General features: G+C 45.0%; 12 protein-coding genes. 11 read left to right on the top strand and 1 reads right to left on the bottom strand.

Translation table 11 applies throughout. The features are described from left to right. Positions 1-74 precede the first annotated feature (74 nt). The gene (locus tag CEF20_RS08715; protein ID WP_100331439.1) at positions 75-674 is read left to right on the top strand and encodes an adaptor protein MecA; all 600 of its coding nucleotides are present in this window, start codon (positions 75-77) and stop codon (positions 672-674) included. Between the two features lie 71 nt (positions 675-745). Then, positions 746-1,729: a YpdA family putative bacillithiol disulfide reductase gene (locus CEF20_RS08710; RefSeq protein WP_100331438.1), complete on the top strand. Its 984-nt coding sequence runs from the start codon at positions 746-748 to the stop codon at positions 1,727-1,729. Between the two features lie 382 nt (positions 1,730-2,111). Here CEF20_RS08710 and CEF20_RS08705 read toward each other — a convergent pair whose 3' ends face one another. Beyond that, positions 2,112-3,089: an asparaginase gene (locus tag CEF20_RS08705; protein ID WP_100331437.1), complete on the bottom strand. Its 978-nt coding sequence runs from the start codon at positions 3,087-3,089 to the stop codon at positions 2,112-2,114. A 96-nt stretch (positions 3,090-3,185) separates the two neighbouring features. On the opposite strand from CEF20_RS08705, the gene prsW reads away from it, so the two are divergent. From prsW to der, 9 genes are all read left to right on the top strand, one after another. Continuing rightward, positions 3,186-3,869, top strand: a complete 684-nt coding sequence (prsW, locus tag CEF20_RS08700) for a glutamic-type intramembrane protease PrsW (protein ID WP_100331436.1) — start codon at positions 3,186-3,188, stop codon at positions 3,867-3,869. Between the two features lie 125 nt (positions 3,870-3,994). Then, on the top strand, positions 3,995-4,756 hold the full coding sequence (sleB, locus tag CEF20_RS08695; protein WP_408607808.1) for a spore cortex-lytic enzyme: 762 nt from the start codon (positions 3,995-3,997) through the stop codon (positions 4,754-4,756). Positions 4,757-4,773: 17 nt separating this feature from the next. Continuing rightward, positions 4,774-6,123: a germination protein YpeB gene (ypeB, locus tag CEF20_RS08690; RefSeq protein ID WP_100331435.1), complete on the top strand. Its 1,350-nt coding sequence runs from the start codon at positions 4,774-4,776 to the stop codon at positions 6,121-6,123. Positions 6,124-6,426: 303 nt separating this feature from the next. Further along, positions 6,427-7,098: a flagellar brake protein gene (locus CEF20_RS08685; RefSeq protein WP_100331434.1), complete on the top strand. Its 672-nt coding sequence runs from the start codon at positions 6,427-6,429 to the stop codon at positions 7,096-7,098. A 78-nt stretch (positions 7,099-7,176) separates the two neighbouring features. Next, entirely contained in the window at positions 7,177-7,857 is a 681-nt protein-coding gene (gene cmk, locus CEF20_RS08680; protein WP_100332055.1) for a (d)CMP kinase, read from the top strand. Further along, positions 7,854-8,435 (top strand): lysophospholipid acyltransferase family protein, encoded by a 582-nt coding sequence (locus tag CEF20_RS08675; RefSeq protein WP_100331433.1) that lies wholly within the window; start codon positions 7,854-7,856, stop codon positions 8,433-8,435. The genes cmk and CEF20_RS08675 overlap by 4 nt, the downstream gene beginning before the upstream one ends. Before the next feature lie 98 nt (positions 8,436-8,533). Then, positions 8,534-9,682 carry a 30S ribosomal protein S1 gene (gene rpsA / locus CEF20_RS08670; RefSeq protein WP_100331432.1) on the top strand — a complete coding sequence of 383 codons (1,149 nt, stop codon included), beginning with the start codon at positions 8,534-8,536 and terminating at the stop codon, positions 9,680-9,682. A 51-nt stretch (positions 9,683-9,733) separates the two neighbouring features. Continuing rightward, entirely contained in the window at positions 9,734-10,786 is a 1,053-nt protein-coding gene (gene fni, locus CEF20_RS08665; protein WP_100331431.1) for a type 2 isopentenyl-diphosphate Delta-isomerase, read from the top strand. 161 nt (positions 10,787-10,947) lie between these two features. Beyond that, positions 10,948-12,258, top strand: coding sequence for a ribosome biogenesis GTPase Der (gene der, locus CEF20_RS08660; RefSeq protein ID WP_100331430.1), 1,311 nt, complete (start codon positions 10,948-10,950; stop codon positions 12,256-12,258). Positions 12,259-12,262: the final 4 nt, after the last annotated feature.

Here is a 12,262-nt window from a genome sequence, read left to right as displayed (position 1 = left end):
GCCGCCGATCAACTCACCAACTGCGTACGATTTCATAGAATGTCGTAAAGAGGTCCTTACGCAGGGGGCAGCAAATGATGAAGATAGAACGGTTATCCGATAATAAGGTGAAACTGACGATTACTTATGAAGAGTTAAGGAAAAAAGGCTGTTTAAAGAAGCACATCTTGGAGGATTCTTTTATTTGGCATGAAATATTCGATGAAATGCTCGAGGCGATTGAAGAACAATTGAAAATAGACACAGAAGGAATGATCGCGATAGAAGTGCATTCAATGGCCGGAGAAGAGCTGGTGCTGATATTAACCATTGAGCATTTGGAGTTTTTGGATAAGCTAAAGGAGGCGGCGATTGCGCGGGCGGGTGAGCGTGGATTCAAACATACCATTAAATTTACAGATATTGAGAACGTTATCAGCTTAGTGCATGATGAAAAGAGAATCAGGCCGATTTCAAGTTCTCTCTTTTATTTTAAAGGGGCTTACTACCTTTGTCTTTCCTTTGATTTCAGCCAGCAGTATGAATTATTTGAAGCGGTTTTAAAGGAGTACGGAACCTATTCAAGCTTGTCTGTGGAAATGCTGGAGGAATACGCTTTGACAGTGATTCCTTCTAATGCTTTAATGAAAGTGTATGATCACTTTATCAAACAGCTGTCAAACGATAATGTTTGAATTCAGCTGCCGTTTCTCCTATCATTTAAATGATAGGAAATTTTTTTGTTCGGATATAAGGAGAGAAGAGTATGCAAAAGGAAGAATGTATTGTTGTAGGCGGAGGGCCCTGCGGACTTTCAGCGGCCATCGCTTTGAAAGAAATGGGCAAAAACCCATTAGTGATTGAAAAAGGCAATATTGTCAATGCCATTTACCGCTATCCCACTCATCAGACTTTCTTCAGTTCAAGTGAGAAGCTGGCTATCGGGGATGTGCCCTTCATAATTGAAGAGCGGAAGCCCAAAAGAAATCAGGCGCTGACCTATTACCGGGAAGTTGTGAAGTTGAAGAAGCTGCGCATCAACCGCTTTGAGTGTGTGCAGAAGGTGGAGAAGCAAGCGAATGGAGTCTTTCATGTACATACGGCAAAAGGGCGGTATGAAACCCCTTATGTTGTGATTGCCACAGGGTATTACGACCATCCGAATTACATGAATATACCTGGAGAAGATCTTCCAAAGGTTTTTCACTACTTTAAAGAAGCGCATCCGTATTTTGACACGGATGTAGTTGTCATAGGCGGAAAAAACTCTTCAGTTGATGCGGCCCTTGAGCTTCATAAGGCCGGAGCCAGAGTGACCGTGCTGTATCGGGGCAATGACTATTCTTCCAGCATTAAGCCTTGGATACTCCCTGAATTTCAAGCGCTCGTTCGTGACGGAGAAATCGCCATGAAGTTTGAGGCGGAAGTGGATGAAATTACAGAGGATGAAGTCATTTATCACCAGAACGGCGTCCAAAAGCGATTAAAGAATGATTTTGTTTTTGCTATGACCGGCTATCATCCGGATCACAGCTTTTTGACAAAAATCGGTGTAGAAGTAGATGAGGAAAGCGGCCGGCCCATCTATGATAATGAAACGAAAGAAACAAATGTGGAAGGTATTTTTATTGCCGGGGTTATTGCAGCGGGAAATAACGCCAATGAAATCTTTATTGAAAACGGCAGGTTTCACGGAAGAGAAATTGCAGCCGCCATCGCTGCCAGAGAGAATATCCATATAGAAAGCTGATGAGCTGAGTGCGGTTTTCCTTGAAGATTATGCGCCTTGGCGATGGATGAAATCACTTTAATTCAATGAAACAAAAAAACAGCTGGTGCTCCAGCTGTTTTTGACTGTTTAGCCGGAAATTTCCCGTTATTCCCCGGCGTGTAAGCTGCCGTAAGACGAACTATTCAAAAATGGAGCGGGAAACCATAAATTTAAGGGCAAGCTCACTGCCGCTAAATGCCCAATTCGTTCAAGCATGCCATCTGGAGGCCTTTTTTCAGCAGTGGGCGATGAAAGAAAACACCACTGTTTGAAGCTTCGCTATATTCGGGGCTTAGAACCGTGCTGAAAACGGCGGAGCATTTCGGCTCGGAAGCGCTCCGCCTCTTTTCAATGACTTACTTCACTGTTCAAAAATTTGTTCTATTTGCTGCAAGTCGCTTGTCGAGGAGAGAGCAATCAGTAATTTCAAGCGGGCCTTTTGGCCGTTTAATCCATTTGAAAAGATCACTCCCAGCTCTTTCAGATGCTTGCCTCCTCCTTCGTAGCCATAAACATCTTGAGCGATGCCATTGAAACATCTTGAGACGAGTACGACCGGAATATTTTGGTGAAGCAGCGCCTGCACGGCCGGTACAGTTGCTGGCGGCAGATTTCCTTGCCCTAAAGCTTCAATGACGACACCGTCGTAATGCAAGTCTTTTAAAGCGGTCAGCAGATATGAATCCATTCCTGCGTAGGCTTTGATTAAAGCGACTCGCTTATGAACATCCGCCACTTCCAAGTGCTGGTGATCCGTAGGTGCGTGGTGAAAGATGATTTCCCGCTTGGTAACAATTCCAATGGGCCCGTATTGCGGACTTTGGAAGGTTGACACATTGCTTGTATGCGTTTTCGTCACGTTCTCTGCAGAATGAATCTCATCATTCAGTACGACCAGTACCCCTTTTCCCTTAGCTTCCTCACAGCCAGCTACCCGGACGGCAGAAAGCAAATTGTATAAGCCGTCGGCGCCGATTTCATTGCTTGAGCGCATTGCCCCTGTGACAACAACGGGAAGGTCGGTGCTTAACGTTAAATCAAGAAAGTAAGCCGTTTCTTCAAGTGTATCAGTTCCGTGAGTAATCACAACGCCGTCCACCGCCGTTGTCTGGCATGTATCCTCAATCAGTTTTTTCAGCTCCAGCATTTCTTTCGGAGTGATATGGGGGGAAGGTAAATGAAAAGGCTCGGCGGTCGTAATAGTGGCTGCTTCATTAAGCAAGCTGGTTGACACAAGCAATGGATTCTGCTCACCGGGCTTTACAGCACCCGATTCTTTATCCTCCATCATCGAAATGGTTCCGCCTGTATGGATAACAAAAATCCTTTTTTTAGACAAAAGAAAAACCTCCTGAGGAAAATTTGCAGATACATATTCTGTATCCTTTTTATTTATGATACGATGAAGAAAACAGAAAGAAAAGAGGACAGACTTATGCTGGCAATCTTTTCGGCAGGGATCGCTCCAGGACTCGCTCTTTTATGCTATTTCTATCTTCGAGATTCGTATGAAACCGAGCCGGTCCTTACCGTGGCGAGAGCTTTTATTTACGGCGCTCTTCTCACATTTCCAACCATGTTTATTCAGTATGTCCTTATCGAAGAAGGCATTACTTTTCCCCATATGATCAACGCCTTTTTGTCTGCGGGATTGCTTGAAGAGTTTGGAAAATGGTTTATTTTGTTTTATTTAATCTATCAGCATGTTGATTTTGATGAGCCTTATGACGGGATCGTATACGCAACCAGCGTTTCTTTAGGGTTTGCGTCAAGCGAAAACATTCTTTACTTGCTTGCTCACGGGGTGGAGCATGCTTTTATCAGGGCGCTGTTGCCCGTCTCAGGACACGCTCTTTTTGGTGTGGTGATGGGCTTCTATTTAGGAAAAGCGAAATTTAGCCGGGAAGGAAACGAAAAACAATTGCTCCTGCTATCTTTTTTCCTGCCTTTCTTATTGCATGGTTTTTTTGATTATATCCTGTATTTAGAAACGACTTGGATCTATTATATCGTTCCGTTTATGCTGTTCTTATGGTGGTTTGCTTTAAAGAAAGTTAAACAAGCGCATATTCTGACAGAACAGCATCATCGCCGGATATGGCGTGAAAGAAGCTCTTGATTGCAAAAGAGCTTCTTTTTTTTGCATAAAAACACGCCTGTTGCTAAAAATACCATTACACATCATATATCATGTGGAGGGTAAAAAAGATGAGAATTTGTCCAAAAATGAAAAAAACGGCTGTAATGTTTGGGCTGGTGTTAAGTATGCTGACCGCAACCGCAGCTGCTTCACCAAATATGGCATTGGCTTTCTCCGGGCAAGTCCTTCAAAAGGGGGCATATGGGGACGATGTGATTGAATTGCAGTCAAGACTTCAATACGTCGGTTATTATAAAGGGAAGATTGACGGAGTTTATGGCTGGGGCACCTATTGGGCGGTAAGGAATTTCCAAAAGGCATTCGGTTTGCCGGTCGATGGTTTAGTAGGAGGAACCACTAAAAACAAACTTGTGAAAGCTTCAAAATACAACGAAGCCTATGTGAAAAATCAAATTCGAAAAGGCCGCTCCTTTACCCATTACGGCAAACAATCCAAAGCGAAAAAAACGGCTAACCGAAAGGCCACTGCTACAAGTGTTCCTCCGGGCTTTACACAGAATGATATCCGGCTGCTTGCCAATGCGGTGCATGGCGAAGCTCGCGGAGAGCCATACGAGGGACAGGTGGCTGTTGCGGCGGTCATTTTGAACAGAATAGAAAGTAAAAGCTTCCCTAATACGGTATCTGGGGTCATTTTTGAGCCGCGGGCATTCACGGCTGTAGCGGACGGCCAAATCTGGATGACGCCGAATGAAACATCCAAGCGGGCGGTGCTTGATGCAATCAACGGCTGGGATCCTACGGAAGATGCTCTTTATTACTTCAACCCGGATACGGCTACAAGCAAATGGATATGGACGAGACCGCAAATTAAAAAAATCGGCAAGCATATTTTCTGCGATTAAAAAAAGGGGGGAAAAACATGCTGCGCACTGCAACGATAATCGTTTTATCATTAGTCGCCGTCGGTACAGGAATTTGGGGCTATCAAGAACATCGGGAAAAAAACGCTGTATTAATTAATGCGGAAAATAGCTATCAGCGCGCGTTTCATGATTTAAGCTATGGAGTGAATCGAATCCATGATCAAATTGGAGCCACTCTGGCAATGAATTCACGAAAATCAATATCGCCGGCATTGGCTGATGTTTGGCGGCTAACTTCGGAGGCGCAAAGTGATGTCGGCCAGCTGCCGCTGACGCTGCTGCCTTTTAATAAGACGGAAGAATTCCTTGGAAACATCGGGGAATTCAGTTATAAAGCAGCTGTTAGAGATTTGGAGAAAGAGCCTTTAACCAAGGAAGAATATAATCATTTAAAAAAATTGCACAAGCAATCTGCCGACATTCAAAATGAGCTTCAGAAAGTGCAGCATATGGTACTGAAGGACAATTTGCGCTGGATGGACGTGGAGCTTGCATTGGCCACGGAAAAGGAAGGGACAGACAACACCATTATCGATGGATTTAAAACAGTGGAGAAAAAATCGGAAGGTTACAGCGACACAAATGTAAACACATTTCCTGGGCAGGGGAAAGATCTGGAAAATAAGCGCTTAAAAGCATTAAATGATAAGCCAGTTTCAAAGCAAGAGGCTGTCAGCAAAGCGAAAGCCTTTACCGGTTTTAAAGATGCGGACCAAATAAAAGTGACAAAAAGCGGAAAAGGATCTGACTTTTCGTTCTATAGTGTCAATATGAGGAATAAAAATGGGGATGAAGCCACCATGGATTTAACCCGGAAAGGCGGGCATCCGATCTGGTTCATCGTCAACCGGGAAATCAGCCAGCCGAAGATCAGCTTAAATGAAGCAAATAACAGAGCGGCCGCCTTTCTAAAACAACATAAATTCAAAAACGTTGAATTGCTGGATAGTGCTCAATATGATCATGTCGGGTTGTTCACTTTTGTGGGAGTGCAAGACGGCATTCGGATTTACCCTGAGATGCTAAAGGTGAAGGTTGCCCTTGATAATGGGCAAATCGTAGGCGTCACCGCCAGCGAATACATTGAAAATCGTTCTGACCGCCAATTGCCTAAGCCTGCTTTAACCGAAAAACAAGCGATTCGCTCGTTGAATTCAAATGTCCAGGTGCAGGATAAGCGCTTAGCTGTTATCAAGAACGATTTAAATCAAGAAGTTCTTTGTTACGAATTTTTAGGAACATTAGGAGATGAAACCTACCGGATCATGATCAATGCCAAAGACGGCACAGAAGAGCAAGTAGAGAAGCTGAAGTCTGCGGAGCCTGTGTACGATCAAATGCTATAAAGTGAAGTTTCAAGCAGCGGATATCTTCTTTTATTCCCCGCTGCCGCAACGAAGAATAAAGTCTGACATTCCAATGCCTTTATCACCCAAATCGTACAGACATGGACAAATCGGGTATTTAGCGGTCTTAATCTCCCCGCTTTACTCTTGAAGGGGGAGATTAGGATACCCTGCATGCGGATTCATTGTGGCGTATGAAAAAGTTCCTAACTTATTGCATTTTTAAGCGGCACCCTCTATAATTTTGGTAGATAACATAGTAAAAAGGGACTACAAATGTAGAGTTAGGATGAGTGAAAAGCGATGCTTAAAGTGGGATTGGACCTAATGCTAGAGCCCATGGAAGATACGGATGAAATGAATGAAAAAGAAACTCTCCGCTGCAAGATAGCGGACATATCAGATGGCAAGATATACATTGATTATCCAGTGAATTTAAAGACGAACCGAACGGCTTTTTTGATGGATGATACGAAGCTGAAGGTTGAGTTTATTGATCCGCAAGCCGCTTCCGCTGTGTATATGTTTTCGACGGAAGTGATCGGGAGGACAAAAAAGAACATCCAGCTGTTAATCTTGAAGGACCCTGGCATCAAAGAGTACAAGCGGATTCAGCGTAGGAGATTTGTCAGGGTCGCCACTGCGGTGGATGTCGCCCTTCACTTTGAAGGCCGCCCCGCCTTTACTTCCGCGACTCTTGATATAAGCGCCGGAGGTTTTGCTATTCCGCTGCCTGCTGGCCAAGAACTGGAGGCAGGAGAAGAGGGCGCGATTTATTTATCGATTCCTATGCAGTCAGGGCAACATTATTATTTCAAAACCGTTGGAAAAGTTGTTCGCCTGCACACCGAGGAAAAAACCAATCGCGCTATTGCCTCCATTCAATTTACTGAGATATCCGGCAAGGATCAGCAATTGATTATGCGCTTTTGTTTTGAACGCCAAATTATTCTCAAAAGAAAAGGACTCGCCTAAGGGCGGGTTTTTTTTATGAAGAATATCTATTGTTTATATGATAAAATAAAGAAATTAAATGAATTAGAAGGTGAAATCATGACAGGAAACATTCAAATTGCCATTGATGGCCCGGCTGCGGCTGGAAAAAGCACGGTCGCGAAGATCATTGCTGAAAAATTATCCTATATATACATCGATACAGGTGCGATGTACCGGGCCCTTACATATAAAGCACTGCTCAACAAGGTGGATCCTGAAAACGAAAGCAAGCTCATGAACCTGCTTTGTGACACGGAGATTGCTTTCGTTCCGGGGGCAAGCGGACAGCATGTTCTTCTTGATCAAGAGGATGTGACAGCGGAAATCCGAACGAATCAAGTAACAAATACGGTGTCTCTGATTGCTAAGCATCCCTCAATCCGGCGGGAAATGGCCAAGCGCCAGCAAGCTTTTGCCCAAAACGGCGGAGTTGTCATGGATGGCCGTGATATTGGCACTCATGTTCTCCCGCAGGCGGAAGTAAAAATATTTCTTAAAGCCAGCACGGAAGAACGGGCAAAAAGAAGACATGAAGAAAATATTGCGAAAGGATTTTCTTCAGATTTAGAGAAATTAAAAGAAGAGATCATTCTTCGCGACAAGATCGATTCGGAAAGAGCGGCGGCTCCGCTAAAAAAAGCGGAAGATGCTGTGGAAATAGATACGACTTCTTTATCGATTGAAGATGTTGTTGAAAAAATTATGTCAGTCGTGCAAGAAAGGAAGGGGGCGCAATGACCTTCTACTCTATTGCCAAAGCGGTGGTGAAAACGATTTTAACTCCGGTTTACCGCATTGAAGTTCACGGAAGAGAACATTTTCCAGCCGAGGGGGGCGTGCTGCTCTGTTCCAACCATATTGACAACTTAGATCCGCCGGTTGTTGGCATTACAGCTCCTCGCCCAGTTTCTTTCATGGCGAAAGAGGAACTGTTTAAAGTGCCCGTGCTTGGAAAGGTTGTCGCTAATTTAAACGCCTTCCCTGTAAAAAGAGGCATGAGTGACAGGGAGGCCATTCGGAAAGGTTTAAGATATTTGAAAGAGGGTAAAGTTCTCGGGCTGTTTCCGGAAGGTACGCGTTCAAAAGACGGTGAAATAAGGAAAGGGCTGGCTGGAGCCGGGTTTTTCGCTTTGCGCACGGAGGCGGCCGTTGTGCCATGCGCCATCATTGGGCCATATAAAATGTTCCGTAAATTGAAAGTGATTTATGGACCGCCGATTGATATGGCGGAGCTGCGAAGCAGCAAGGCCAGCGCTGAAGAAGCGACAGAAGTGATTATGGAGACGATCCGGCAGCTGAAAGAGCAACACCGTTAAGAACCTTCTCACTTGACAAATGACGGTAATTGTTAGAAGTTAATAGAAAGAATGGTTTCAATTAATTGTTAGCAGTTTCGTATTAAGGAGGAGTACATATGACAGAGGATATGAACCAAGTAGAGGTAAATAACTATTCGGTAGGAGACAAAGTTCAAGCGGCAGTAGTGAAAGTGGAAGAGAAGCAAGTGCAGGTGGAAATTGAAGGCAGCAAGAAGGATGGCATCATTCCCATCAGCGAGCTATCCAGCCTTCATGTGGAAAAAGCAACAGATGTCGTACAGGAAGGCGATAAGCTGGAGTTGCTTGTGACAAAAGAAGAGGATGATCTGTACGTCCTTTCCAAGCGGAAAGCAGACGCGGAAAAAGCGTGGGAAGAAATGAAGAAGCGCTTTGAAGAAGGAGAAATTTTTGATGCGGAAGTTAAAGAGGTCGTAAAAGGCGGTCTAGTGGTTGATCTTGGCATCCGCGGCTTCATCCCAGCTTCGTTAGTTGAAGATCATTACGTTGAGGATTTTGAAGATTATAAAGGAAAAACATTAAGCTTCAAAATTGTCGAGCTGGAGCAGGATAAAAACCGTCTGATTTTATCCCATCGCGCGGTGCTGGATCAGCAAAAAGCGGAAAATAAAAAGAAAGTGCTTTCTGAAATTCAGGCGGGAGAGGTCCTTGACGGCAAAGTTCAGCGCCTGACAGACTTCGGCGCATTTGTTGATATCGGCGGAGTAGATGGCTTAGTCCATATCTCTCAGCTTTCTCATGAGCATGTGGAAAAACCTTCCGATGTCATCCAAGAGGGCCAAGAGGTGAAGGTGAAAGTTTTATCCGTTGATCGCGACAGCGAAAGAATTTCATTGTCCATCAAAGAAACGCTGCCTGGCCCGTGGACAGATATTGCGGAAAAGGCTCCCGTTGGCGCAGAGCTGACAGGAACGGTGAAGCGCCTTGTTTCCTATGGTGCATTTGTCGAGGTATTCCCTGGAGTAGAAGGATTGGTTCATATTTCTCAAATCTCCAATAAACATATAGGTACTCCTCATGAGGTGCTGGAAGAAGGCCAAGAAGTGAAAGTAAAGGTTCTTGATGTAAATGAAGAAGAGAACCGCTTATCTTTAAGCATGAAGCAGTTGGAGGAATACGCTGCTGAAGAAGCGGACACTTCTTACGATATGCCGGAGGAAAGCACGGGCTTTCAGCTGGGAGAAATGATTGGCGACAAGCTAAAAGGGTTAAAGAATAACGATTAATTCACCATTGGAAGAACTCCTATTAATTAACTGAGAAAACGGTGATGAGAAGTGACGAGGGAACAAAGAAAAAGAGAACATATTGAATATGCACTCTCGACTGGGCAAAGCCGGAAAGCCGGATTTGACGATGTGAAATTTGTGCATCAAAGCCTCCCGGATGTCGCTTTAGCAGATATATCTCTTCAAACAAAAATTGGCGGACTTATTTTAAGTTCGCCAATTTTTATCAATGCAATGACTGGAGGCGGAGGCCGCGAGACGGAGCGCATTAATGGACAATTAGCAGAAGCCGCTAAAGAGAAGGGTTTGGCGATGGCAGTGGGTTCGCAAATGTCAGCGCTTAAAAACAAAGAAGAACGCCGCACCTTCCAAGTTGTCCGGCAAGTGAATCCTAAGGGAGTAATTTGGGCTAACTTGGGGAGTGAAGCCACCGTTGGGCAGGCTGAGGCAGCGGTTGAAATGATCGAAGCCGACGCTTTGCAAATTCATCTCAATTCCATTCAGGAACTGGCTATGCCTGAAGGAGATCGGGATTTTGCAGGGGCGCTTGAGCGGATTCAAGCGATCGCTGAAGCGTTGACTGTCCCTGTTTTCGTAAAGGAAACGGGTTTCGGAATGGGGATGGAGACGGTTCAAAAGCTAGCCGCTTTGCCTGTGTCAGCAGTTGATGTCGGCGGTTTTGGAGGAACTAATTTTGCTGCAATCGAAAATGCCCGCAGAAGCAGCGCCCTCCCCTTCTTTAATGATTGGGGGATCACAACAGCTGTTTCTATTGTGGAGACGAAGTGCGTGTCCCCTTCTTTGCCTGTGATGGCTTCGGGCGGAATACAGAGCAGTCTTGATGCAGTTAAAGCGCTCTCTCTTGGAGCAAGCGGTGCGGGCATGGCTGGCCGTCTGTTAAAAATCCTTTTGGAGCATGGCTTTGAACAGTTGCTTGCGGAAATAGACCGCATTCATTCAGATCTGCAGCTGATGATGTGCGCTCTCGGTGCTAAAACGATCAAGGAACTTCAGCAGGTGCCGCTCGTGCTCACGGGAGAGACATACCACTGGCTGCAAGTTCGCGGCTGCCGTCCTGCAAGCTTCAGCGTGAGAAAATAATCCGGCTTGCTGTTTCATGGTTTTAGTTGCTTGCGGCGGAGAATATTGTTAGAATAAATGAGTTCATAAACCCTTCTATAACGGAAGGGTTTTATTTATACGGACGAAGATCATAATGATCATAGACATCATTGAATGTATGTATGGAAAGGATGAATGAAATGGTGAAACCAGTAGTAGCCATTGTGGGCCGGCCGAATGTCGGAAAATCAACCATTTTCAACCGAATTGTCGGCGAAAGGGTTTCCATTGTCGAAGATATTCCTGGCGTAACGAGAGACCGCATTTACAGTACAGGAGAATGGCTAAATCATGAATTCAATCTGATTGATACCGGCGGGATTGATCTGGGAGACGAACCATTTTTGGAGCAAATTCGGCAGCAGGCTGAGATCGCTATAGAGGAAGCAGATGTGATTATCTTCATAACAAGCGGCCGGGAAGGAGTTACTTCCGCGGATGAAGAAGTTGCGAAAATATTATACCGTTCCAAAAAGCCGGTCGTGCTGGCAGTCAATAAAGTGGATAACCCGGAAATGCGCGCTGATATTTATGACTTTTATGCACTAGGCTTCGGGGAGCCGTTCCCGATTTCAGGCGCCCATGGGATTGGTCTCGGCGATATGCTCGATGCCGTCGTGGAACATTTTCCAAAGACAGAGGAAGAAGAGTATGAGCCGGATGTCATCAAATTTTCGCTGATTGGCCGTCCGAATGTTGGGAAGTCTTCATTAGTGAATGCCCTATTAGGGGAAGAACGGGTGATCGTCAGCGATGTAGCCGGAACGACGAGGGACGCGACAGATTCATCCTACACCTATGAAGGACAAGAGTATGTCATCATTGATACAGCCGGCATGCGCAAAAAGGGAAAGGTATATGAGACAACCGAAAAATACAGTGTACTGCGCGCCTTAAAGGCGATTGAACGCTCGGACGTCGTCTTAGTTGTCATCAACGCAGAAGAAGGCATTCGGGAGCAGGATAAGCATATTGCGGGCTATGCGCATGAGGCAGGCCGGGCAGTTATTATAGTTGTAAACAAATGGGACGCAGTAGAAAAAGATGAGAAAACAATGAAAGACTTTGAGCAGAAGATCCGCAGTCATTTTTTATTTTTAGATTATGCGCCGATCGTTTTTGTTTCAGCTAAAACGAAGAAGCGGGTGCATCAAGTATTGCCGCTGATCAACATGGCTAGTGAAAGCCACTCGTTGCGCATACAATCAAGTGTACTGAATGATGTGATTATGGACGCGGTAGCCATGAACCCTGCCCCGTCTGATAAAGGGCGGCGTCTGAGAATATATTATGCGACTCAAGTAGCCGTTAAGCCGCCGGCCTTTGTCTTCTTTGTAAATGAACCGGAGCTGATGCACTTTTCTTATGAACGTTTCTTGCAAAACCGTATCCGTGAGGCGTTTGGCTTTGAAGGAACTCCTATTCGGATTCTTTCCCGCGCCCGAAAATAAAGAA

It is taken from the genome of Bacillus xiapuensis (assembly GCF_002797355.1).
Classification (GTDB): Bacteria; Bacillota; Bacilli; order Bacillales; family Domibacillaceae; genus Bacillus_CE; species Bacillus_CE xiapuensis.
This window is presented reverse-complemented; position numbering and strand designations above follow the sequence as displayed.